The following is a 24,362-nucleotide window of genomic DNA, read 5'->3' as shown; positions in this document are numbered from 1 at the left end:
GTGTCTGTACAGCATCTGGGAATTCGAGCATCATCATTGCCGCTGGAGGAACGCTCCAGAGAAAAAACTTCCGGAACTGACGTCGTTGAGGAGCGGCACCGGAAGAAGCCGGCGGGACTGGCACCCAGGGAGAGAGACATGACCATGAAATTCATTCTAGCGGCGACCGCTGCCGCCATGCTGAGCACTGTTGCATCTACGGCTGTTGCGGAAACGTCGGCCAAGAAGATTGCGCTGTCGAACAATTATGCCGGAAATTCCTGGCGTCAGGCCATGCTGACAAGCTGGGACAAGGTGACCAAGGACGCCGTCAAGTCCGGCGTCGTTGCGGCCGCCGATCCGTTCACCACGGCCGAAAATCAGGCGACCGAGCAGGCGGCGCAGATTCAGAACATGATCCTGCAGGGCTATGATGCGATTGTCGTCAATGCGGCATCGCCGACCGCGCTCAACGGCGCCATCAAGGAAGCCTGTGATGCTGGCATCACGGTCGTGTCCTTCGATGGTATCGTGACCGAGCCCTGCGCATGGCGCATCGCCGTCAACTTCAAGGAAATGGGCCGCAGCCAGGTCGAGTATCTTTCCAAGAAAATGCCCAAGGGCGGCAATCTGCTGGAAATCCGCGGCCTGGCCGGTGTCTTTGTCGATGACGAGATTTCTGCCGGCATCCATGAGGGCGTCAAGCAGTTCCCGCAGTTCAAGATCGTCGGCTCCGTGCATGGAGACTGGGCACAGGATGTGGCGCAGCGTGCCGTCGCGGGCCTTCTGCCAAGCCTTCCGGAAATCGCGGCTGTCGTGACCCAGGGTGGCGATGGCTATGGTGCGGCGCAGGCTTTTGAAGCCGCCAAGCGCCCGACGCCAACCATCATCATGGGCAACCGTGAAGACGAGTTGCAATGGTGGAAGAAGCAGAAGGATGCCAGCGGCTATGAAACCATGTCGGTTTCCATCGCGCCCGGTGTCTCGACGCTCGCCTTCTGGGTGGCGCAGCAGATTCTGGATGGCCAGGAGGTCAAGAAGGATCTGACAGTACCATTCCTCAGCATCGATCAGGCCAGTCTCGAAAAGAGCCTTGCAACGACCCAGAAGGGTGGCGTGGCCAATGTCGAATATTCGCTGGAAGACGCCAAGGCCGTCATTTCCTCCGCCAAGTAGGCGGGCACCGCACGGCAGGTGTTGAACGTTTCACCCGGCACGCTTTGCCGGGTGATGCATCATTGACTTGAAATCCCTTACACAAGAGACGGCAGCGTGGAATGACGGATATGTCAGAAACCGGGGCGGTGGTGTCGGTCCGCCAGGTCCGCGTCGAATTCGGTGCGGTCAAGGCGCTTGATGGCGTCGATTTTGAAATTCGCCCCGGAGAAGCGGTGGGGCTTGTCGGCCATAATGGTGCGGGCAAGTCGACTATCGTCAATGTCATCAATGGTGGATTGTCTCCGCATCACGGCCAGATCGCCTATGAGGGAGATGAGGGCGGTGGCATTGCCACGGCCCGCGCGCACGGCGTACGCTGCGTGTTTCAGGAACTGTCGCTTTGCCCCAACCTCACCGTTGTCGAGAACACCCGCCTGATGCATGGCGGGCTCTCAGGGCTTGGTTGGCGCAGCCGGGCGGCAACCCTTATCCGTTCCTCGCTCAACGATATCTTTCCCGGCCACGGTATCGATTGCCTCGCAACCGTCGGCTCGCTCTCCATCGCAGAACGGCAGATGGTGGAAATTGCCATCAATTTCCTCAGCGTTACCGAAGATCCGAAACTCGTCATTCTGGATGAGCCGACATCGTCGCTGGATGCCCAGCTTGCAGGGCAGTTGATGTCCCATGTACGCCGCTTTGTCGGCAGTGGCGGGGCGGTGCTGTTGATTTCCCACATATTGGGCGAAATCCTCTCCACCTCCAGCCGCATCGTCGTGATGAAGGATGGGCGTGTAGTGACCTCACGGCCGTCGCAGGATTTCACCGTCCGCAGCCTTGTGGAGGCCATGGGCAGCGTGGTCAAGGAAAGCACGCGCAACGCTACCTCCGTCGACGTCAGCGCCACAAAGGTCATTGACGTTCCCGCCGTCGCGGGTTCCACCATTCCCTTCCACGCCCACAAAGGCGAAATCATCGGCCTGGCCGGTCTGGGCGGGCACGGACAGACCGCGACGCTGCTTGACCTGTTTGCCGAAAGCAGCAGCAAATGGTTTCCCTCGGCCAGCAAACCAATGGCCTTCGTTGCGGGAGACAGGGCGCTGAACGGCACCTTCCCGCTCTGGAGCATCCTGCGCAACCTCACTATCGGCAATCTCCCCGCCCTTTCCCGGCGTGCGGCCGTCAACCGCAGCGCTGAAACGGCCTATGGCGAGGACTGGAAGCAGCGCATGGGCATTCGCACACCAGATATGACCAACCCCATCCTGTCACTGTCGGGCGGCAATCAGCAGAAGGTCCTGTTTGCCCGCGCGCTGGCGGGCGATGCCGCCATCGTTTTGATGGACGATCCCATGCGCGGTGTCGATATCGGCACCAAACAGGAGGTCTATGCCACATTGCGCCGCGAGGCCGCTGCCGGGCGAACCTTCATCTGGTACTCGACGGAAATGGATGAGGTACGGCTCTGCGACCGGGTCTATGTGTTCCGCGATGGCGTCATCGTGTCGGAACTGGAGGGCGACAGCATTACCGAGGACAATATCCTTGCCGCTTCCTTTGCGGGAGAGGCCGCATGAAAAACCCGCTGAACAATTTTCTGCCGATCCTCATTCCAGCCTTGTCGCTTTTGGTGCTGCTGTGTGCCGTGTTCTACATGCAGCCGCGCGCCATGAGCTATAACGGGCTTAATCTGCTGTTCAACCTGGCGGTTCCGATCGCGCTGGCCACCATCGCGCAGATGATCATCATGGCGGTGAACGATCTTGATCTGTCCATGGGCACCTTCGTCAGCTTTACCGCCTGCGTGACTGCGGTCTACATGCCGCAGCAACCGGTCTTTGCCTGCTTCATTCTGGCCTGCGCTGTCGGGGTCTATGCACTTCTCGGCGTTATCATCACCCTGCGCGATCTGCCCTCGATTGTCGTCACGCTCGGCATGAGTTTCGTCTGGGGTGGTCTCGCGGTGCTGATCCTGCCAGCACCTGGCGGCGAGGCCCCGGCATGGCTTCGCGCCGTGTTGATTTCAAAGCCGCCTATGGTGCCCATGGCCATTGTCGCCAGCGTGGTGATTGCTGTCGTCTCCCATCTGCTGATCATGCGCAGCACATTCGGCGTCCTGCTTCGCGGCGTCGGTGGCAACAGCCGGTCTGTTGCCCGCGCGGGCTGGTCCGTGCTGGCGCTGAAAGGTGCCGCCTATGCTACCGCTGCCTTTTTCGCCGTTGCTGCCGGCATGGCCCTTGTGGGGCTGACCACATCGGCGGATGCCAACATCGCCCTTCGCTACACCTTGCTGTCGATTGCGGGCGTCATCCTCGGTGGTGGTGAATTCGTTGGTGGCAAGGTCTCGCCGGTTGGTGCCGTCATCGGCGCGCTAACGCTTACCCTCGCCGGGTCCTTCCTGTCCTTTCTGCGCATTTCGCCGGATTGGCAGATCGGCGCGCAGGGCGGCATCCTCATCATCGTGCTGGCCTTGCGCCTTGTCATCAATCGCCGCGGACGGCAGGAGAAGACGCTATGAACCGCCTGGCGAAGCTTTCCCGAAAGCCCTGGCTGTGGTCCTTCGTTGCCGCCCTCGCAACGTGGCTTGTGACCATTCTCTTTACCGGCGGCGCCAGCACGGCCAGCCTTTCGCAGGCCACGCTTACCTTCGCCGCTTTCTCCGTTATCGTCGGTCTGGGGCAGATGCTAGTCATTACGCTCGGGCCGGGTAATGTCGATCTTTCCGTTCCGGCAACGATCACGCTATCAGGAACGGTGGCGCTGAAGGTCATGGATGGGCAGGACAACATGATCCTGCTCGGCCTTCTGGTCTCTGTTACGATTGGCCTTGTCATCGGCATTCTTAATTATGGCCTGATCAAATATCTGCGCATACCGCCCATCATCGCCACCCTGTCGATGAGCTTTCTCGTGCAGTCCTCGGCCATCTGGTACAATCGCGGCCTGCGGGTCAAACCGCCTGAAGCGCTCGCCTCCTTCAGCACAGGCACAAGTTTCGGGGTGCCCAACACGGCCATCGTTGCGCTTCTCATGTCGCTTTGTGTCTGGTGGCTGCTGGACAGATCAATGTTCGGGCGCTGGATTTCTGCCATCGGACAGAACGCCTTTGCAGCCCGCATGGCCGGAATTGCCGTGGATGGTTGCCGGTTGGCCACCTATGTCCTTTGTGCCGTCCTTGCCTCCGTCTGCGGTTATCTTCTGGCCAGCTTTTCCGGCGGTGCCGCACTCAACATGGGCGCGGAATATCTGCTTATGTCGATTGCGGTCGTCGTTATCGGCGGGTCGGCGGTGGCGGGCGGAAACTCCAATGTGCCCGGCATCTGGGGCGCCTCGTTGTTCATGTTCCTGGTCGTGTCGATGCTAAATACTTACGGGTTCGGTGCCGGTGTGCGGTTGATCATGACGGGTCTCATCATCATCAGTGTCATCGTTGTTGCCAGCCGACCCGCCGGATCGGCGCGTTGAACAGCATGAAATCACAACAACAATTACCGGAAACCATCATGCCGAACGCCCGCGCCGGGATTTACGAAATCCACGATCCACGCTTCCGCCACCTGATTGTCCCGAGTTCGGCTCTGGAAGAATTGTACAGCGGTTGCCGCTGGGCCGAGGGGCCGGTCTGGTTCGCTGATCTGGAATGCGTGATTTTCAGCGATATCCCGAACCAGCGTTTGCTGCGCTACGCATCCGGCGGCGACGTTTCCATTTTTCGAACACCGTCCAACTTCGCCAACGGCAACACACGGGATCGAGAGGGCCGCTTGATCACATGCGAACATGGCGGGCGCCGCGTAACGCGTACCGAACTGGATGGCCGCATCACGGTGCTGGCCGAAAGCTTTGAAGGCAAGCGGCTGAATTCTCCCAACGACGTGGTTGTCAGGTCGGATGGCAGCATCTGGTTTACCGATCCAAGCTACGGCATCATGTCGGATTATGAGGGCTATAAGGCGAAGCCCGACCTTGCCACCCGCAACGTGTTTCGTCTCGATCCTGTAAGCGGAGACCTCACCATCGTCGCAGATGATTTCGGCCAACCTAACGGCCTTGCGTTCTCTCCCTGCGAAAAATTCCTCTACATCGCTGACTCGGCTTCGAGCCATGACGAGACATGGCCAAGACACATCCGTGTCTTTGACGTGATGGATGGCTGCCGTCTGACCAATGGCCGTGTTTTTGCAACCATCGACAAGGGGTTGCCGGACGGCTTTCGTCTGGACACTGAGGGAAATGTCTGGACGAGTGCTGGAGATGGAGTCCACTGTTTTGCGCCTGATGGAACGCTTCTCGGCAAAATCCTTGTGCCGCAGACAGTTGCAAACCTTACCTTTGGTGGTCCGCGCCGCAACCGCTTGTTCATTACGGCAACTAGGTCGCTATATTCCGTGTATGTCTGCGCCACCGGTGCCCAGCACCCCTGACGCAGTCTGAGAGTCTCACCTCGGAAGAGGTCGATTTCCGGCCCTATGCAGGCCGGAAATCAGCACATCAGGGATGTTTGAAGAAAAACGAAACGCTTCGGGGAATGACATCTGAAGAAGCCGCAGCAGTCTGTTCCGGCCATATAAGTTCTCCGACATCATGGACGGAAACGGGCTGATTGGAAAGATTGAGGCGCAACTGCAGGATGGCTCTTCCTATTTTCCAGTCGACAAACACGCAGTCGTCTGGCGCCTCCACCACGCGGCCGGAATATGCTCCAGCTTCTGGAAGCCAGGGCATGATTGTCTCACGACGAATTTCGATCAACCGCCGCAGCAGGGCGGACCATTCCTTGCCATCAGCGGTATCCGCCTTCGCCCAATCTAGCTTTGATCCTTCGAACGTGGCCTTAGCATTGGGGTCGGGAATATCCTTCTCTGATTTTCCTTCAGGATAGCCGCCGAAATTCTCGGCCTGTGGCGGCCGATTATCGCGGATGGATTTCGCCAGTTCCCCCGTGTAGTCGGAAAAGAAATGGAACGGCCTTTCGTCCTTATAGGTGTCCCCCATAAACAGCAGCGGCACCTGCGGGGACAAGATCAGCATCGCCGTCAGTGCCCGGTAAAAATCATCGTCTGCTGTCATATGCAGCCGGTCGCCCATGGCCCGGTTCCCAACCTGATCGTGATTTTGCAGGAAGTGAATGAAGGCGGTAGGGGGCAGGCATTCGCTCGGAGGAAGCTCCGTGCCGACAATCGGCTCGCCAGGCTCCAGATATCCGTCGGACATGATCTTGCGCAGCTTGTCGAATGGGTGGTCGGCAAATTTTTCAAAGATACCGGACGTTTCGCCGGTGGCTATGCGACGGATGACATGGTGGAATCCGTCATTCCAGTCCGCAATAAAAAGCCCCTCCGTGAGAAGGTCAGTGCCATTCGGCGGGTTTTCGATCATCAGATGCACCTGACGGTCGGTGAAAGACCGCCGCACCGTTGAGGAAATTTCCTCGAGAATATGAGGCTTGGTGTCATCCTTGATCGCGTCTACCGCATCCAGCCGTAGACCATCCAGGTGATACTCTCTCAGCCAATGGATCGCATTGTCGATAAAATAGCGTCTTACGGGCTGTCGACTGAAATCGATTTGCGCACCCCAGTCGTTGTCTTGCCCCTCGCGGAAGAACTCAGGCGCGTAGACGCCGAGGAAGTTCCCCTCGGGGCCAAAGTGATTATAAACGACGTCGAGGAAAACCATCAGGCCGAGCCGATGCGCCTTGTCAACGAAGGCCTTCAGGTCATCGGGAGAGCCATAGGCGCTATGGGGCGCATATTGCAGCACGCCATCGTAGCCCCATCCCCTTGATCCAGGGAAATGCGCGAGCGGCATGATTTCGACCGCAGTTATTCCGATCTGTGCAATGTGTTCGAGCTTTTCCGCTGCCGCCGCAAAGGTTCCCGCTTCCGTAAAGGTACCTATGTGGATCTCCTGGACCAGCGTTTCGTGCCAGGGTCGCCCGCGCCAGTCCTGGTTTTCCCAGTTGTAAGCACGGGGGTCGGTCAGCACCGACGGGCCGAAAACATCGCCCAATTGCTGGCGCGAGGCTGGATCTGCCACCACGCGCCCGTCGTCCAGCACGAACCCGTAAGTTTCGCCGAATGGCTGGTGGTCGATGAAGACATCAAACCAGCCATCGTCGGAACGGGTCATCGCATGATCGCCGGAAAGGCGGAGTTTTACCTGTTGCTGAGCGGGAGCCCACAGGCGAAATCTTGTTCCGCCTGCAACAAAGACAGGTCCCCAGGCTTCTTCGGCCCGGCTGTTTCCCTGTCCATCCTTAAGAGCCAGATTATCAAGCATGTAACGAACCCTGTAATTGCAAAAATACTGACGCTTTTGTTGCTCGCTCGGGTGTCAACCGTGCGGGCGAATGACGACCTTTACGCAACCATCGGTCTTGTCGCGGAAAGTCTTGTAGGCATCTGGCCCTTCTTCGAGGCCAATGCGGTGCGTGATCAGGAACGATGGATCAATCTTGCCATCCACAATCAACTGCATCAGTGGCTCAAGGTAGCGCTGGACATGCGTCTGCCCGGTTTTCATGGTCAGGCCCTTGCCCACAAAGGCACCGAGCGGCGTTGGTACGGCAGAGCCGATGAAAACGCCGGGGAGTGAAACTGTGCCACCGGGGCGGCATGCAAGAATGGCCTGGCTGAGGGCGTAGGGCCGCTCTGTCGATGTTATCTTGCTCTGAAGCGTTTCCATGACGCCTCCGGTCCCATGGCTTTCCATGCCGACAGCCTCGATTACGGCGTCGGGCCCCTGGCCGTTGGTCATGTCGAGAATGCGCTGCTGCAAGTCTTCGTCATCATAATCCAGCGTTTCAGCGCCAGACTGCTGGGCAAGTGCCAGACGTTCCGGAATTGTGTCGATAGCGATGACGCGTTCTGCACCCAAGAGGAAAGCAGACTTGATTGCGAAAAGGCCTACGGGTCCGCAGCCAAATACGGCAATGGTCTGCCCGGGTTTGATATCGCAATTTTCCGCGGCCATATAACCTGTCGGAAAAATGTCACTTAGAAACAGCACTTGTTCGTCGCTGAGACCTTCAGGCACCTTGATGGGCCCGACATCCGCGTAGGGAATACGAAGATATTCAGCCTGGCCACCAGGGAATCGGCCGTACATTTCGGAGTAGCCAAACAGTCCGGCTGTGGGATAACCGATTTGCTTGGCCTGCATTGCGCCGGATGGGTTTGAACGTTCGCAAAGCGAAAACAGGCCGCTCTTGCACATGCGGCAATCGCCGCAGGAAATGGTGAATGGGACGACGACCCGGTCTCCAACCTTAAGCTTGGAATTTCCGCGGCCGACTTCCACCACTTCGCCCATGGTCTCGTGGCCCATGACATCACCTGAATGCATGCCGGGCACGAACCCGCCATAAAGGTGAAGATCCGATCCACAGATTGCGCAACTGGTGACCTTGATGATCGCGTCCCGGTCGTCCTGGATGATCGGGTCATCCACCACTTCACAACGAATATCGCCGCTTCCGTGCCATGTCAGAGCTTTCATGTGGGCGTTCCTTCTTGCTGAGTTCCAGAAGACGGATCAGGCCAACGGTCAAACTCCACCAGCCCCAAAATATTGAGGACAAGCGTCGTTCGGTTGTGATGGTCTTTTCAGTCAGGTTGAATGGGGAACACGCCAGAGGACCGAATGTTCCTCGATATTATCGCACGGCAAACAGGACGCGGACTGTTTCTTCGATCAAACGCGCATGAACGACGCAACAGCAACGTATTCGGTCAAGTATGAGCAATGCGCCGGATGATGATTTGAAATAGCGTGGAGAAACGAATTTGAAGGATTTGGTGGAGCTAAGCGGGATCGAACCGCTGACCTCTTGCATGCCATGCAAGCGCTCTCCCAGCTGAGCTATAGCCCCATAAGGGTTCCGGCATTTATCCGGTTCCGGGAACCGAAGCGTTTGATTGCGTTCGGTGGCGGCTTGATACTTGCGCTGTGGTGCATTGGCAAGCCGAAAAATTCGCCCGACGACATTTTTTTGACGCCGGGCGAAAAATTGTGTGGAAATCAGGACTCGTCGTCGTCGCCGTTCACGCCGATGATGTCGGAAACATCGTCGTCATCTTCGTCTTCGTCGGCTTCCAGGAATGTATCGTCGTCATCGTCGAGTTCGACATCGTCGTCGCCGTCGATATCTGGAATTTCATCAGCGCTGGCATCGCCATCGGCGTCTTCCAGAGGCACCAGTTCGACTTCCGTGTTTTCGGTATCGACTTCGGCAACATCTTCCTCTTCAGCCTGCTCCATCTTGGCAGCGGCAGTCGTTTCCTCGAAGAAGGAAAGCGGCCAGGACTTGCCCGTATAAGGAGATACGATGGGATCGCGGTTCAGGTCGTAGAATTTCTTGCCGGTATCCGGGTCTGTGCGCTTGGTTCCAAGGTCCGCTTTTGCCACTGTCTAAGCCTCAAATTGTGAGATGAGTTCGGTGTTTACGCCGTGTTTCCGGCAGTAGACGGTAAATTCTAGCCGGTCCCATTAATCGCTGATGCCTTTCCTGTCAAAGATAAACTTCAAGAGCGGTCTGAGCGCCCCAGGTTCACGCCTCTCTTGATGATCGGTATCGGCACTTATAAGAAGCACCAGCATCATCCTTCGTTACGCCAGAGCAGGATATATTATAATGACTTTCACCATTGCTATCGATGGTCCAGCTGCCGCAGGCAAAGGCACGCTGTCGCGAAGGATCGCCGAGGTCTACGGCTTTCACCATCTGGACACGGGTTTGACGTATCGCGCCACAGCCAAGGCATTGCTGGATGCTGGCTTGCCGCTGAATGACGAGACCGTGGCCGAGCGGACGGCGCTGACGCTGGATCTGGCGGGGCTGGACCGCGCTGTGCTGGCAAGGCATGAGGTGGGGGAGGCCGCCTCCAAAGTGGCGGTCATGCCGGCTGTAAGGCGCGCGTTGGTTGAGGCGCAACGTGGCTTTGCGGGCAAGGAGCCGGGCACGGTGCTGGATGGCAGGGATATCGGTACGGTCGTCTGCCCGGATGCGCAGGTAAAGCTCTATGTCACGGCTTCGCCGGAGGTCCGTGCGCGACGCCGATATGACGAGATTGTTGCCTCTGGCAATGCCGCGGATTTCGACGCCGTTTTCGCGGATGTGAAGACGCGTGATGAGCGCGATATGGGTCGCGCCGACAGTCCGTTGAAACCAGCTGAAGACGCGCACTTGCTTGATACGTCGGAAATGGGTATAGAGGCGGCGTTTCAGGCAGCCAAGTCGATCATCGATGCTGCTCTGAAGAAATGAGATTTGCGGGGATCCCGAAAGTTCGGACCCCGTTTAGACCGGAATGTCCCGAAAGCATGTCCTGCGCCGGAAAGCCTCACAATGTTCAAGAGGCGGGCATGGATTTCGGGAGTGATCAACGCGAACCCCCGGCGCTTTGTGTTCCTTGCGGAGCACTCTCAGGAGATTTAATGTCAGTAGCTACACCCACGCGCGACGATTTCGCAGCCCTGCTCGAAGAGTCCTTTTCTTCCAACGACCTTGCTGAAGGCTATGTTGCCAAAGGTATCGTTACGGCGATCGAAAAGGATGTTGCAATCGTTGACGTCGGCCTCAAGGTCGAAGGCCGCGTTCCGCTGAAGGAATTCGGTGCGAAGTCCAAGGACGGCACTCTCAAGGTCGGCGACGAAGTCGAAGTTTATGTTGAGCGCATTGAAAACGCTCTGGGCGAAGCCGTTCTGTCGCGCGAGAAGGCTCGCCGCGAAGAGAGCTGGGTCAAGCTCGAAGCCAAGTTCGAAGCTGGCGAGCGCGTCGAAGGCGTTATCTTCAACCAGGTCAAGGGTGGCTTCACCGTCGATCTGGATGGCGCTGTTGCCTTCCTTCCGCGTTCGCAGGTCGACATTCGTCCGATCCGCGACGTAACGCCTCTGATGCACAACCCGCAGCCTTTCGAAATCCTCAAGATGGACAAGCGTCGCGGCAACATCGTTGTATCGCGTCGTACGGTTCTTGAAGAGTCCCGCGCCGAGCAGCGTTCTGAAATCGTTCAGAACCTCGAAGAAGGCCAGGTTGTTGACGGCGTCGTCAAGAACATCACCGATTACGGTGCGTTCGTTGACCTCGGCGGCATCGACGGCCTGCTGCACGTCACCGACATGGCATGGCGCCGCGTCAACCATCCTTCGGAAATCCTTAACATTGGCCAGTCGGTCAAGGTTCAGATCATCCGTATCAACCAGGAAACCCACCGTATCTCGCTCGGCATGAAGCAGCTCGAGTCGGATCCATGGGATGGCATCTCTGCCAAGTACCCGGTTGGCAAGAAGATCTCTGGTACCGTCACGAACATCACCGACTACGGTGCATTCGTCGAGCTGGAGCCAGGCATCGAAGGCTTGATCCACATTTCCGAAATGTCCTGGACCAAGAAGAACGTACATCCCGGCAAGATCCTGTCCACAAGCCAGGAAGTCGACGTTGTCGTTCTCGAAGTCGATCCTTCCAAGCGCCGTATTTCGCTCGGTCTCAAGCAGACCCTCGAAAACCCATGGCAGGCATTTGCCTACAGCCATCCGGCCGGCACTGAAGTTGAAGGCGAAGTCAAGAACAAGACCGAATTCGGCCTGTTCATCGGCCTCGAAGGCGACGTTGACGGCATGGTTCACCTGTCCGATCTCGACTGGAACCGTCCAGGCGAGCAGGTCATCGAGGAATACAACAAGGGCGATACCGTCAAGGCCGTCGTTCTGGATGTAGACGTCGAGAAGGAACGCATCTCGCTCGGTATCAAGCAGCTCGGCAAGGATGCTGTCGGCGAAGCCGCAACATCTGGCGAACTTCGCAAGAACGCCGTTGTTTCCGCTGAAGTCATCGGCGTGAACGAAGGTGGCATCGAAGTGAAGCTCGTTGCACACGAAGACCTCACATCCTTCATCCGCCGCAACGACCTGGCACGTGATCGTGACGATCAGCGTCCTGAGCGTTTCTCGGTTGGTCAGGTTCTCGACGCACGCGTCGTCAACTTCTCCAAGAAGGATCGCAAGGTCATGCTTTCGATCAAGGCTCTGGAAATCGCAGAAGAGAAGGAAGCTGTTGCTCAGTTCGGTTCGTCCGACAGCGGCGCTTCGCTCGGCGACATCCTTGGCGCGGCTCTGAAGAACCGCGGCGAGTAATCGTCCCTGCCTTTGAAATGAGAAACCCGCCGGAGCAATCCGGCGGGTTTTTTAGTTTTTGTCGCCCCATGCAGGCGCCAGCTGTTCGATCTGCTCACGTCTCAGGACGCGTCGCTCATCCGCAGATAATAGGATTCGGCACTGCCCGCCGATGCATCATCATTCGCGCCGTCGGAAAGGGAACGGTCGATAATCTCGTCATTGGCGGCCGCACGCTCCTCCTGTTCGGAGCCGCCATCTGGTTGGCTTTCGCCACTGTCCTCCTCATATCCGCCTTCGGAGGATGGCCACCGCCCGCGCGGCGGCGCATCGCCCTCATGCTCGTCTTCTCCAGCGGGATAATGAACGAAGGGAAGCGGAATTCCTTCCTTGGCCATCATCGCTGCTGCTGCGGAATGCGGGCCGGGTTGGGTAAAAAGGGCGGCATCCAGCTCTGTCGCCGGTCCTGATCTATGCGCGACGGCTGCCTCGTGGCGCGGCAGTGTGCCCGAGACCGCGTCTTCCTGCGCACTGTCCTTCGTTGAGGCCGGCATGTTTGGCGATGCCATAGCGTGCTGCTTTGCGAGCTGCTCATCCTGAGGCGGGAGGGCCTGCGGCGGCAGTCCGATTGCCTCATCCAAAACCTGCGCCTGGGCTGGGGGTGATCGAAGAAGCGCAGCCAGAAGCAGGCCTTCCATGTCCTTGGCTGAAGCAGCAGCGAATGGGTGGGGCAAAGCGGAAGGGGCCTTACCATCAGCGGATTGGAGTGGTGCTGTCGGTGCCCTTCCGATGGTTGCCGTCTCTTCGGGCAGCGTGGTCCTGACGGCATGTACATCCACCGAAAGGTTCTGAGCCTGAGGCGGTATAGGACGCATTGCCGATGCAGGTGGGAATTCGCCGTCACTTCCTCCTGCTATTGCAAGCGTGGCCCCGGGCGCGACAGATGTTATGCTCGCGGACCCGGCAGCCGGTGTGGGTACAGAGGCCTGCGCTGGCAGTGCTGTCGCGTTACTTATGCGGATGGGCGGGTTACCCGAAGACGCCGCGGGTGGCGTCAGGCTTGCGCTTTGCGAGGGGGTGCCAATCCCTTGTGATTGAGACAGCGGGCGAGGCATCTGCTCGTCTCCGCTACCCAGCAGCAAGGCGGTTTTCGCTGCTTCCGAGATTGGGCTGGTGGGCAGGGCTGGTGCGATGGAAACACCCCGAACCGGCAGCGGCAGCGCTGTCAGGTTGGCGGGTATCAGATCCTGCAAATAGGAAGAGATCGGCGGCTTGGCGCCGCGCGCGCCGCCGCTGGAACGGGCAAGTTCAAACATGACGGCAAGCCGCGCCGCATCTGGCCCTGCCGAGTTTCTGAGGGCATCAGTGAGCATGGAAAGGGTGACGCCGCGCAGGATGGTACCCAATTGCTTTTCCAGCGCGGCACGTTCGTCGGCAGGCAGGGACTGCATCGTGATCACAAGGCGATCGATATAGGCTTCGGCCGCCTCGCCATCCATGCGGGCAATGTTCAGCAGTTTTCCGAGTGTTTCGGCAAGGACACCGGCATTCTGTGCCAGACGCAGTTCTCCTGAAACCGCGCGCGCCATTGCGCTGGCCCCCGCTGTTGCATCTTCCTGCTCAATCTGGAGCGGAGCGATTGCCGCAGCCGCCGGTATTACGTTTTCCGCACGGGTGCTGGCTGGCTGAAAAGAGATATCAACCGCCGAAACGGCGCTGACAGGCGGCAGCATGGCAGCAATTCCTTGTTGTTGATAGGCCGGAACGTCCTGCGCCGACGCGTATCAGCTACATTCGCACCTTTCCCGGATGGGAATCTCTGCGACATCACAGGTCCTATGGGCGACCGCTCATGCGGTGCGTGGATCGCTCAAGGTCGCGGGTCTTGCAAACCAATAGCGAAACGGAAATGTCGAATCATCTAAGGAGAGAGTGACCGCAAAAGATTAACGATCCGCTAACCAAGGTGGCGCGAAGTCAATGTCATTTTACGTATCAGGGGTGCCGACGATCAGCTGTGGGCGAAAATATCGGTGTCTTCCCAGCCAAGCAGATCAAGCTTGGCTCTGGTGGGAAGGAATGCAAAGCAGGCTTCGGCGTGCTCATAGCGGCCATCGCGCAGCAGGCGGGCAGTCAGCTTGTCACGCAGGGCGTGGAGGTAAAGAACGTCGGAAGCCGCATACTCCAGCTGGGCCTGGGAAAGCTTTTCAGCCGCCCAGTCGGAGGATTGCTGCGCCTTGGAGATGTCGACTTCAAGCAGTTCCTTCAGATTGTCCTTCAGCCCGTGCCGATCCGTATAGGTGCGGCAAAGCCTCGATGCGATCTTGGTGCAGAAGACCGGGGAGGATGTGACACCGAAGGTGTGGAACAGCACAGCGATATCGAAACGCCCATAGTGGAAGATTTTCTGACGCGCGGGATCTTCCAGCATGGCAACCAGATTCGGGGCTGACGTCTGTCCGGCGGCGATGCGAATGACGTCTGCGCTGCCATCGCCGGAGGAAAGCTGCACGACACAAAGGCGATCTCGACGCGGTATCAGGCCAAGCGTTTCCGTGTCGATGGCGATTGCGCCGGTGTAGCGGTCAGCATCGGCCTTTGAAATATCGCCTTCATGATAACGGATCGTCGCTGCCATTCTTCTCTCCACGGCTGGATTGGTGTTGGGGCTATAACCGAAAGCGCTTGATTGCGATACCGCTTCATCGCGCTTTTCATGGCGGATGCGGCCTTGCGCGGCCATGAAGGCGCGCGGTAGGGTGCCTTCCTAGTCTCTGGTTCTTAAAAGTGCTTCATCCCCATGTCAGTCAAAATTTATCTCGCCGGCCCGGAAGTCTTTCTGCCGAATGCACGTGAAATGCTGGACGCAAAGGCAGACCTTGCCCGTCAGGCAGGCTTTACGCCCCTTTCTCCGGGCGACTTGGAAATACCACCCGCGGATACGAAAATTGGCCATGGGTGCAATATCAATGCCATCGACGAGCAAATGATGCTCGAAGCGGATGCTGTCATCGCCAACCTCACACCCTTTCGCGGTATTGCCGCCGATACTGGCACAAGCTACGAGTTGGGCTTCATGTGTGCCCTCGGCAAGCCGGTTTTTGCCTATACCAATATCGCCGCCAATCACTTTACGCGCATCCTGGGCCATTATGGTGGGGTGGCGACGCAGGACGAAACAGGACGGTACCGGGGCCCCGATGGACTTTCCATTGAGAATTTCGATATGGCGGACAATCTCATGCTCCATGGCGGCATCGTTCGGCGAGGCGGTGCCGTCGTCGTGGGCGACGCGCCGGCAGATGCAATTTACACCGACCTGACGGCCTTCAGGGAATGCCTTCGACGGGCAGCCGAGACACTTCTTAAAAAGACAGCTTGATAGCGGGAGATATTCATATGAGCGGAACAATTCTCATCACCGGGGCGACCTCGGGATTCGGTCTGGCGACCGCCCGTCTCTTCGCGAGGGACGGCTGGAAAGTCATTGGCACGGGCCGCCGCGCAGATCGTCTTGCGGCATTGGCAGACGAACTCGGCAAGAACTTCCACAGCATGGTTTTCGATATTACCGACGAAGCGGCGATGGCATCGCAATTTGCGGCCTTGCCAGCGGAATTTCGAGACGTAGACATATTGGTGAACAATGCTGGGCTGGCACTTGGCACAGCGCCAGCACCCCAGGTTCCGCTCAAGGACTGGCACACCATGGTCAACACAAACATCACCGGTCTGTTGAACATCACGCATCACCTCCTTCCAGGTCTCATAGAGCGGCGTGGCGTCGTCATAAACCTGTCCTCCGTCGCCGCCCACTGGCCCTATGCCGGTGGCAATGTCTATGCCGCCACAAAAGCCTTTCTGCGCCAGTTTTCTCTGGGGCTGCGCTCTGACCTGCATGGCAAGGGTGTGAGGGTTACGTCAATCGAACCCGGCATGTGCGAAACCGAGTTTACCGTGGTGCGGACGGGCGGCAATCAGGATGCGTCGGATACGCTCTACAAGGGCGTCAATCCCATTATGCCGGATGATATCGCCAACACGATCCACTGGGTCGCGACCCAGCCCAAGCATATCAACATCAACAGCATTGAGATAATGCCGGTTAACCAGTCCTTTGCCGGGTTTCAGGTGCACAGGGACAGCTGATCACGCACCCCCAACAGGAATGTGATGAAAAACCGGGCACAGTTTAGCCACCTATGCAATAAATGCATTGCTGCATTGCGAGACTGGCTCTGTTAAATTCCGGCAGCGTCGCTATATTTAAATCATCGAAGCGACGCACTCCTCCTCCCAGCGTCGCGAGATGTGGATCGACAACACTCCTCCTCCCAGTTGTCGATCAAGTTTAAAGCCTGCCGCACCTCCTCCCGCGGCAGGCTTTTCCACTTTCTGGGACATTTATCTCCATTCAGTCAGCACTAAATCCGGATGCCACGTGATCTCAGCATTGTCTGGATATCAACGGCAGATCCCGTTTCGATGGATGCGTTTGCCGCTATGCCCGTCAGAATGGACCATGCGCCGGATATATGGTCCGATGCGCGGCTGTGGCGGTCCGGCTCCATGGTATCGGGCGCAAATATGTAGCCAAGCATGACAGGATCAGCGCCGCCATGGGTGCCCTTGCCCTGAGCCACGTCGATCATCACCGGCTTCTCGCCCGCCAGGTGCAACTCCGTCGTCACCGCTTCCTCATCGGCATGAGCGCGAACGCCACCAAAGACGCCATGCACTTCGACATGCTTGTGCGTAATTTCCCCCTTCGTGCCTTGAAAACGGATTTCCAGGCCTTCCCATGGAGAGTAAGCGGTCAACGTATAGTTGGCGGTTACGCCGGAGGCGTAGCGGATATGGGCCTGCATCGTGTCCTCTATGCCGATATCGGCATCGAACACGCAACGATCGCGAAAATAGCCATCCTCGTCCTCGGCATCGAGGTAAAGAGAGCGCAATTGCTCGTCTGCGGAAAGATCCAGCCGGAAGGCGCATCGCTGCGCCACGGGACAGTCTGCGCAACGGGGCCCATGGTCCTGCAACCCCAAAGCAACGGCGGTTTCAGGACGGTAGAAGGCGCGTTGGCCAGAAGCAAAAACCTGTGTTGGCGCCGATGCCAGCCACCAGTTGAGCAGATCGAAATGGTGCGTGGATTTATGGACGAGAAGGCCGCCTGAATTTTCCTTCTGCCTGTGCCAGCGCCGGAAGTAATCCGCGCCATGGACGCGGTCGAGGTGCCAGCGGAAGTCTACGGCGGTCACGGTGCCAATCACGCCGGATGCCAGCATGTCCTTGATCTGCGTGCGGGCAGGCGAATAACGGTAGTTGAAGGTCACCATGACCTTGCGTCCCGTGCGGGCCTGCGCATCGACAATCTGCTTCAATCTGGCAAGATCGATCGTCAGGGGCTTTTCGCAGATAACATCGCATCCCGCTTCAAATGCACGCACGATATAATCCGAATGCAGGAAATCCGGCGTTGCGACCACGATCGTATCAGGCTTCTGCTCGGCAATCAGCTGGTCGAAATTCTCGGCAAGGTAGGTGGGAACGCCGTTGGTGCCGGGCCTGGAAATCGCCTTTGCAGCCTCTCCCAGCCGATGAGCATTGCTGTCACACAAGGCGACGATTTCGTGCCTGTCCGCATAATCTTCAGTCACGGAATCTCGGAACATCTTGTGACGCGATCCGCACCCTACAATGGCGATTTTCACTGCTTTACCCTTTGCTTTGCGTATCTGACCGCAGCGACATGCCCGCATCAACGATCTGAAGGTCGTAACGTAAATTGGTAGTATCTAACATTAAAGTCATAATATGATTTCATGGCAAGCGGAATTGCGATGCTGCAATGCACTCATTTCACCGGCGCGGGCAAAGAAAAAGGCGACCCTAAGGCCGCCTCTTTTGGTTTTCTGCTGAGAGAAACCGGTCACGCCGTGACCGAAATTTCGCGTCTTTCGCGGTCGGTGACGATGGAGAGATCCAGCACCTTCTGCAGGTTCGCAGCGTGGCGGAAATCCGGGTCTGCCTTGCCACCTTCCATCACGGCCTTTGCGAATTTCTGGTAGTTGGTTTCCACCGGCTCCACCTCGATATCCCGCCAGATCGCTTTTTCCACATCCTCGCCGAGGCAGCCGCGCAGGGTGGAATAGTCGGGCGTGTGGATCACCTCGACCGCACCTTTGTCGCCGTGCAAGCGAAGGCGCAACTCATTGAGGTGCCCCGTTGCCCAGCGACTGGCATGGATCACGCCCATGGCGCCGTTTTCAAGCTCGGCGGTCATGGTGAAGCTGTCATTGGCGTCGAGATCGTAGACGTCGATCTTGTTGCCCTCGTATTTGTCGAAGGTCTTAAGGCGTGTGAAGATGCGGTCGACATCGCTGGCTGCGCCGTAGGATGCGAAGTCGAGAATGTGGATGCCCACATCGCCCAGCACGCCGTTGGAGCCGTGCTTGGTGGACAGGCGCCAGAGCCACTTGCTCTCGGTCATCCAGTCCCCCCAGGCTTTGGAAACCAGCCAGCTTTGCAGATAGGAGGCTTCCAGATGGCGCATCTTGCCGATCTTGCCATCCAGAACCATCTGCCGCGCGGCCTGCAGCGGTGCCACATTGCGGTAGGTCAGGTTGACCATGGCGACGAGGCCGGATTTTTCCGCAGCATCGGCCATTTCCGCGGCCTTGGCATAGGTTTCGGCCAACGGCTTTTCGCAAAACACATGCTTGCCCGCCGCCAGAAGCTTCAGGCTGGTCGGGTGGTGAATGGCATCCGGCGTGACATTGGCAACGGCATCGAATTCGCCCCAGGCAATGGCATCGTCCAGCGATGTGAAGGTCGTTGGAATATTGTGGCGCACGGCAAAGGCCCGCACGATGACGTCATCCACATCGACAGCTGCGACCACTTCGACGCCAGAAATCTGCGAGAAGTGCATGGCATGGGTATTGGCCATGCCACCTGTTCCAAGAATAAGAAGTTTCATGATTGATTACCTGTAGCCTGCTTCGCCTGCGGAGTGCAGCTTGGGACCACGCTCCTCAATCTTTTCCGGTGCCTGCTCAACCGGCACGTTCGGGGCCTCGTGAATGGAGGTCAGCGCGCCAGCGGGGTTGTAGGCCCACTTCACAGAGTTGCTGATGACCTTCTGGACATTGGCATCGTGATAGGTCGGATAGGTCTCGTGCCCTGGGCGGAAATAGAAGATGTTGCCCGCGCCGCGCCGCCATGTCAGGCCGGAGCGGAAGACTTCGCCACCCTGGAACCAGGAAATGAAGACGGTTTCCAGCGGCTCAGGCACGGAAAACTGCTCGCCATACATTTCCTCATTCTCGAGTTCGAAATGTTCCGGCAGGCCAGCCGCAATCGGGTGGCGCGGGTTGATGGTCCAGATGCGCTCGCGTTCGCCCGCCTCACGCCATTTCAGCGCGCAGGGTGTTCCCATCAGTCGCTTGAACGGCTTGCAGAAATGGCCCGAATGCAGAACGATCAGGCCCATGCCTTCCCAGACGCGCTTGGCCACGCGCTCGACGATCTCGTCGTTGACGGCGCCGTGGTCCTTGTGGCCCCACCACACCAGAACATCTGTCTTGTCCAGCCGCTCCTGCGAAAGGCCGTGCTCCGGCTCCTGCAGCGTGGCAGTGGTCGCATTGATGTCGGGCGAAGTGTTCAGCGCGTCGGCAATCGTGTTGTGCATTCCGTTGGGATAGATCGAGCGAACGGTCTCGTTGATATGTTCGTGGATGTTCTCGCCCCAGACGACGGTATTGATGGTCATGTCATGCTCCTTGAAATTCCGGCATGTGGGAGAACAGCCGGTGAAGATGTGTGTCGAGCGCCTCAGGCGGCGCGTGTTTGTGCTTTGGGCAGGGCCTTGCCCTCGGCGTCAAAGCGATGGATGTGTTCGGGCAGGGGAAGAAGGGTCAGCCTGTCACCGGTCTTGCGGGCAGAAACGCCGTCTTCGCGCACCACCACCGGCTCTTCCGTTCCCATGTCAACGTAGATGTAGCTGTCGGAACCCAGCATTTCCGAATGGACGATATCGCCTTCCCAACCGCCACTGTCGGCGGCCGTTGCAGTAATATGTTCAGGCCGGATACCAACCGTATGCGCACCATAGGCTTGCGCCAATTTGCCCGTCAGAAAATTCATCTTGGGAGATCCAATGAAGCCTGCCACGAATGTATTGACCGGTGTCTCGTAGAGTTCAAGCGGCGTGCCCACCTGCTCCACACGGCCATCACGCAATACGCAAATTCGGTCTGCAAGCGTCATGGCCTCCACCTGATCATGGGTAACATAGATCATTGTCGTGTCGGGCATACTGCGGTTCAATTTGGCTATTTCGAGACGGGTTGCAACGCGCAGCGCCGCATCAAGGTTCGATAGCGGCTCATCGAACAGAAAAACCTTGGGATCGCGCACAATCGCCCGGCCAATGGCCACGCGCTGGCGCTGGCCACCGGAAAGCTGCTTGGGCAGTCGCTCGAGATAGGGCGTCAGTTGCAGCATTTCCGCTGCCACTTCCACGCGCTTGCGGCGCTCGTCTTTGGTGGAGCCCGCAAGCTTCAAACCGAAGGCCATGTTTTCGAACACGGTCATGTGCGGATAAAGCGCATAGGACTGGAACACCATGGCGACACCACGGGCGGCGGGCGCCAGACGGTTCACCACCGTATCGTCAAAGGCCAGTTCTCCGCTGGTGATTTCTTCCAGGCCGCAGATCAGCCGAAGCAGTGTGGACTTGCCGCAGCCGGACGGGCCGACGAACACCATGAACTCGCCGGAGCGGATGTCCATGTCGACACCCTTAATCACATCGAAGGCACCGAAGGATTTGCGAACATTGCGCAATTGTATGCTGGTCATGAATGGGTCTCCTAACCTTTGACGCCACCGGCGGTCAGGCCGGAAATGATGCGTCGCTGGAAGATCAGAACAAGGATGACGAGAGGAACGGTCACGATGACGGAGGCCGCCATGATGGTTCCCCAGGGAATTTCGAACTGGGAACTGCCCGACAGCAGGGCAATAGCCACCGGCACCGTGCGCTGCTCGTTGGACGAGGTGAATGTCAGTGCAAACAGGAACTCGTTCCACGCCGCGATGAAGGCCAGCAGACCGGTTGTCACAAGTGCCGGCCACATCAAGGGCATGAAGACCTGCGTGATGATGACCCAGGGTGACGCGCCGTCAACAATGGCCGCTTCCTCGATTTCGACAGGCAGATCTCGCATGAATGTGGTCAGAACCCACACCGTGAAGGGCAGGGTAAAGATCATGTAGGAGAAGATCAGCGCAAGTGGCGTGTTGAAGACACCGGCCCAGCGAATCAACTCGAACAGTCCTGCAAGCACCGCAATCTGCGGAAACATCGAGACGGAAAGAATCGTCAGCAGGAGCAGCGAACGTCCTTTAAACCGCACCCGCGCCAGTGCATAGGCTGCGGTAACCGCAAGAAACAGTGACAGGGCCACCACGCAGGAGGCAACCATCAGCGAATTTCCAAGATTGCGCAGGAAGCTGTCATTGCCCAAAACATTTGTATAATTGGCCAGTGAAATGCTGGTCGGCACATAGTTCACTTCAAACAGCGCCGTGCCGGTTTTGAAGCTTGTCAGGATTGCGTAGTAGAAGGGAAACACCGCCACGATGACGATGATGGCGACCAGCGCATAGAATGCAGCCGACTTGATAAGGGATGAAGCGGTCATCGTGCATCTCCATCGGTGTTCACCCGGCCAAGCCACATATAGATGATGGTGATGGATGCGATGATGAGGAACAGCATGGTCGACGCGGCCGCGCCATAGGCAAACTTGTCGAAATCGAACAGGTTCTCGCGGGCAAGGACAGACATCGTTCTCGTCTGCGCATTGTTGGGCGTCAGAATGTAGATGAGGTCGAAAACCCGCATGGCATCCAGCATCCGGAAGATGACCGCGACCATCAGCGCAGGCCGGATCATCGGCAGCGTGACACGCCAGAAAACCTTGATCGGATGAATGCCGTCAACCTTGGCGGCCTCATACATGTCCTTCGGCACCATCTGCAGCCCGGCGAGAATGAGCAGCGCCATGAAGGGCGTCGTCTTCCACACGTCGACGATCAGCACCGCTGTCATCGCCGTTTCGGGATTGGCGGTCCAGGCAATCTTTTGCGAGATGAGCCCAAGGCTCAGCATCATGTCATTGAGAATGCCGAATTGGTCGTTCATCATCCAGGCCCACATGCGCGCGGATACGATGGTTGGAATGGCCCATGGAATGAGAATGGCAGCGCGCACAATGCCCCGCCCCTTGAATTCGGCATTCAGAACGAGCGCGACAATCAGGCCCAGCACGGTTTCGACGGAAACGGAAACCAGCGTGAACTTCAGCGTGTTCCACACCGCGCCCCACCAAGCGGGGTCGGCAAGCAGGCCGCGATAGATGGTGCGGCCGCTGCTCAGCGTGATCCAGGAAAGATAATTCTTCAGCCCGACAAACTGGGCGTCGGAAAGGCTGGTCAGCGATGCGTCGGTCAGGCTGAACCAGACGGTTCTGACCAGCGGCCATCCGGCAACCAATGCCAGCGTGAGAAATGTCGGTGCAAGAAAAAGCCAGGCGGCGCGCAGACGTTCCGATTGAAGATCGGAGCCCGTCATTGCTGCAGCCGCAGGCGGCGGAGAAGCGTTTTTGGTCATGGAAAGGTCCCACCGGTTTAGCAGTGGTCAGGCGGCAGGTTAGGGCCGCCTGACTGTTAAGGCTGATTACCAGCTGTTGCCCTTGAGATCGGTGAGCTCGACTTCAAGCAGTTCGAGGTTTTCGGCGGCCGTGCCGGTGCCCGACAGGGTGTTGTGAACAGCACCCCAGAACTTGGCGGAAACCTCGTTGTACTTCACCTTTGTCGCAGCCGAAGGACGCGGAACCGCGGTCTCGAAGATAGGCTTCCACAACGGCATGAATGGCTGCGCGGCGGCCACATCCTTGTCATCGTAAAGCGATGCGATGGTCGGCATGTTGGAAAGCTCGACGGCTCTCTTCTTTTGCGTTTCCTCGGAAGACAGGAATTTCACCAGCGCGATGGCTGCCTCCTGGTTCTTGGAATATTTGGAAACTGCCGCATTCCAGCCACCCAGCGTAGAGGCGCCTGCCTCGCCTTCGGTACCGCCGGGCAAAGGCACGACACCGAATTTGCCCTTGATGGCGCTGTCGTCACCGTTGCCAAGCGCATAGACATAGGTCCAGTTGCGCATGAAGACGGAATTGCCGGTCTGCCAGACGCCGCGTGCTTCCTCTTCCTTGTAGGCAAGGGCGCCCGGCGGGGAAATGGTGCCAATCCAGCCCTTGGCGGTTTCAAGGGCGGCTGCGGCCTTCTCGTTGTTGATGCTGATATCGCCATTGGCTTCAACGATATGTCCGCCGCCGGCAGAGGCAATCCATTCCAGCGCGTTGCAGGTCAGGCCCTCATAGGCGCTGCCCTGAAACACGAAGCCCCACATATCCTTCTGTCCGGCTTCGCGCTCCTTGTCCTGGATTTCCTTGGCTGTCTGCGACAGCTCAGCCCAGGTCTTGGGTGGCTGCTTGCCGTGTTTTTCCAAGAGGTCCTTGCGGTAGAACAGAGCCGGCGCGTCGGTGTACATCGGCATGGCCACCAGCTTGCCATCAACGGTCTGCGAGGCGATCACGGATGGGAAATGCTTGGCGACCACATCCTTTGCGGCGTCCGTCAGGTCGACAAACTGTTCCGCCAGCTGGGGTGCCCACACCACGTCGGTCTGGTAGACATCGATATCCGTATTTCCGGCGGCCAGCCACAGGCGATACTGGCTAAACTGTTCGCTAGACGAAGGCGGCATTGTCACCATCTTCACCTTGTGGCCGCTCTGCTTTTCAAACTCCGCCAGCCGCTCGCGAATGAAGTTCACGTTCTTGCCCGTCGAATTCAGGGCCATCGAGATTTCGGCAGCCTGCGCTGCGAAGCCCGTGGACAGCACGCTGCCGCACAGGAACAAAACTTTCATTGAAACATTCATCGTCAAAACTCCTCCATGCCGATTTCAATCATCCTCTAAATTGAAAACGCTTTCGACTTCGCAAAGCTGGCAAATTCGAAGCACAGTGTCAATG

At 57.9% G+C, this 24,362-nt stretch carries 21 protein-coding genes and 1 tRNA gene; 9 read left to right on the top strand and 13 right to left on the bottom strand.

The features are described 5' to 3' along the window. Nucleotides 1–144: 144 nt before the first annotated feature. The 5 genes from QRN85_RS00265 (at nucleotide 145) to QRN85_RS00245 (ending at nucleotide 5,561) form a co-directional block, all read left to right on the top strand. A complete protein-coding gene (locus QRN85_RS00265; RefSeq protein ID WP_502870751.1) occupies nucleotides 145–1,155 on the top strand; it encodes an ABC transporter substrate-binding protein in 1,011 nt (336 codons plus the stop codon). Nucleotides 1,156–1,256: 101 nt separating this feature from the next. Continuing rightward, nucleotides 1,257–2,714, top strand: coding sequence for an ATP-binding cassette domain-containing protein (locus QRN85_RS00260; protein ID WP_284756713.1), 1,458 nt, complete (start codon nucleotides 1,257–1,259; stop codon nucleotides 2,712–2,714). Beyond that, nucleotides 2,711–3,655 (top strand): ABC transporter permease, encoded by a 945-nt coding sequence (locus tag QRN85_RS00255; RefSeq protein WP_284756711.1) that lies wholly within the window; start codon nucleotides 2,711–2,713, stop codon nucleotides 3,653–3,655. The genes QRN85_RS00260 and QRN85_RS00255 overlap by 4 nt, the downstream gene beginning before the upstream one ends. Further along, nucleotides 3,652–4,602 (top strand): ABC transporter permease, encoded by a 951-nt coding sequence (locus QRN85_RS00250; protein ID WP_284756710.1) that lies wholly within the window; start codon nucleotides 3,652–3,654, stop codon nucleotides 4,600–4,602. Before QRN85_RS00255 ends, QRN85_RS00250 begins: the two co-directional genes overlap by 4 nt. Before the next feature lie 38 nt (nucleotides 4,603–4,640). Next, entirely contained in the window at nucleotides 4,641–5,561 is a 921-nt protein-coding gene (locus QRN85_RS00245; RefSeq protein ID WP_284756708.1) for an SMP-30/gluconolactonase/LRE family protein, read from the top strand. A 67-nt stretch (nucleotides 5,562–5,628) separates the two neighbouring features. Here QRN85_RS00245 and treZ read toward each other — a convergent pair whose 3' ends face one another. The 4 genes from treZ to QRN85_RS00225 form a co-directional block, all read right to left on the bottom strand. After that, complete coding sequence (gene treZ / locus QRN85_RS00240; protein WP_284756707.1) at nucleotides 5,629–7,419, bottom strand: malto-oligosyltrehalose trehalohydrolase; 1,791 nt, start codon at nucleotides 7,417–7,419, stop codon at nucleotides 5,629–5,631. A 54-nt stretch (nucleotides 7,420–7,473) separates the two neighbouring features. Continuing rightward, a complete protein-coding gene (locus tag QRN85_RS00235) occupies nucleotides 7,474–8,637 on the bottom strand; it encodes a zinc-dependent alcohol dehydrogenase (protein ID WP_284756705.1) in 1,164 nt (387 codons plus the stop codon). A 297-nt stretch (nucleotides 8,638–8,934) separates the two neighbouring features. After that, nucleotides 8,935–9,010 (bottom strand) — tRNA-Ala (locus tag QRN85_RS00230). A 149-nt stretch (nucleotides 9,011–9,159) separates the two neighbouring features. After that, nucleotides 9,160–9,546 carry a TIGR02300 family protein gene (locus tag QRN85_RS00225; protein WP_062588948.1) on the bottom strand — a complete coding sequence of 129 codons (387 nt, stop codon included), beginning with the start codon at nucleotides 9,544–9,546 and terminating at the stop codon, nucleotides 9,160–9,162. Nucleotides 9,547–9,772: 226 nt separating this feature from the next. Between QRN85_RS00225 and cmk the strand changes: the two genes are divergently transcribed. Then, entirely contained in the window at nucleotides 9,773–10,405 is a 633-nt protein-coding gene (gene cmk / locus QRN85_RS00220) for a (d)CMP kinase (protein ID WP_112963155.1), read from the top strand. Nucleotides 10,406–10,575: 170 nt separating this feature from the next. Further along, nucleotides 10,576–12,276: a 30S ribosomal protein S1 gene (gene rpsA, locus QRN85_RS00215; RefSeq protein WP_062588945.1), complete on the top strand. Its 1,701-nt coding sequence runs from the start codon at nucleotides 10,576–10,578 to the stop codon at nucleotides 12,274–12,276. Nucleotides 12,277–12,377: 101 nt separating this feature from the next. On the opposite strand, the gene QRN85_RS00210 is transcribed toward rpsA, so the two are convergent. Continuing rightward, nucleotides 12,378–13,988 (bottom strand): hypothetical protein, encoded by a 1,611-nt coding sequence (locus QRN85_RS00210; RefSeq protein ID WP_284756704.1) that lies wholly within the window; start codon nucleotides 13,986–13,988, stop codon nucleotides 12,378–12,380. A 278-nt stretch (nucleotides 13,989–14,266) separates the two neighbouring features. Beyond that, nucleotides 14,267–14,893 (bottom strand): ribonuclease D, encoded by a 627-nt coding sequence (locus tag QRN85_RS00205; RefSeq protein ID WP_113221300.1) that lies wholly within the window; start codon nucleotides 14,891–14,893, stop codon nucleotides 14,267–14,269. 162 nt (nucleotides 14,894–15,055) lie between these two features. On the opposite strand from QRN85_RS00205, the gene QRN85_RS00200 reads away from it, so the two are divergent. Both QRN85_RS00200 and QRN85_RS00195 read left to right on the top strand, forming a co-directional pair. Continuing rightward, the gene (locus QRN85_RS00200; RefSeq protein ID WP_062588942.1) at nucleotides 15,056–15,637 is read left to right on the top strand and encodes a nucleoside 2-deoxyribosyltransferase; all 582 of its coding nucleotides are present in this window, start codon (nucleotides 15,056–15,058) and stop codon (nucleotides 15,635–15,637) included. A 17-nt stretch (nucleotides 15,638–15,654) separates the two neighbouring features. Further along, on the top strand, nucleotides 15,655–16,404 hold the full coding sequence (locus QRN85_RS00195; RefSeq protein WP_113219706.1) for an SDR family oxidoreductase: 750 nt from the start codon (nucleotides 15,655–15,657) through the stop codon (nucleotides 16,402–16,404). Between the two features lie 275 nt (nucleotides 16,405–16,679). Here the strand turns inward: QRN85_RS00195 and QRN85_RS00190 are convergent, their stop codons facing one another. The 7 genes from QRN85_RS00190 to QRN85_RS00160 form a co-directional block, all read right to left on the bottom strand. Beyond that, nucleotides 16,680–18,017 (bottom strand): Gfo/Idh/MocA family protein, encoded by a 1,338-nt coding sequence (locus QRN85_RS00190; RefSeq protein ID WP_284756703.1) that lies wholly within the window; start codon nucleotides 18,015–18,017, stop codon nucleotides 16,680–16,682. A 170-nt stretch (nucleotides 18,018–18,187) separates the two neighbouring features. Next, complete coding sequence (locus QRN85_RS00185; RefSeq protein WP_113221278.1) at nucleotides 18,188–19,237, bottom strand: Gfo/Idh/MocA family protein; 1,050 nt, start codon at nucleotides 19,235–19,237, stop codon at nucleotides 18,188–18,190. 6 nt (nucleotides 19,238–19,243) lie between these two features. Next, a complete protein-coding gene (locus tag QRN85_RS00180) occupies nucleotides 19,244–20,029 on the bottom strand; it encodes a ThuA domain-containing protein (RefSeq protein WP_112963160.1) in 786 nt (261 codons plus the stop codon). A gap of 62 nt (nucleotides 20,030–20,091) precedes the next feature. Next, nucleotides 20,092–21,120: an ABC transporter ATP-binding protein gene (locus QRN85_RS00175; RefSeq protein ID WP_112963161.1), complete on the bottom strand. Its 1,029-nt coding sequence runs from the start codon at nucleotides 21,118–21,120 to the stop codon at nucleotides 20,092–20,094. An 11-nt stretch (nucleotides 21,121–21,131) separates the two neighbouring features. Beyond that, the gene (locus QRN85_RS00170) at nucleotides 21,132–21,965 is read right to left on the bottom strand and encodes a carbohydrate ABC transporter permease (protein WP_113221277.1); all 834 of its coding nucleotides are present in this window, start codon (nucleotides 21,963–21,965) and stop codon (nucleotides 21,132–21,134) included. Continuing rightward, nucleotides 21,962–22,936 (bottom strand): carbohydrate ABC transporter permease, encoded by a 975-nt coding sequence (locus QRN85_RS00165; RefSeq protein WP_062588929.1) that lies wholly within the window; start codon nucleotides 22,934–22,936, stop codon nucleotides 21,962–21,964. Before QRN85_RS00165 ends, QRN85_RS00170 begins: the two co-directional genes overlap by 4 nt. Before the next feature lie 66 nt (nucleotides 22,937–23,002). Then, on the bottom strand, nucleotides 23,003–24,268 hold the full coding sequence (locus QRN85_RS00160; protein ID WP_113221276.1) for an ABC transporter substrate-binding protein: 1,266 nt from the start codon (nucleotides 24,266–24,268) through the stop codon (nucleotides 23,003–23,005). Nucleotides 24,269–24,362 lie beyond the last annotated feature (94 nt).

The sequence above is a fragment of the Agrobacterium sp. fls2-241-TYG-188a genome, assembly GCF_030209845.1.
The sequence above is the reverse complement of the archived record's forward strand: the minus strand, read 5'-3'. Positions and strand labels throughout refer to the sequence as shown.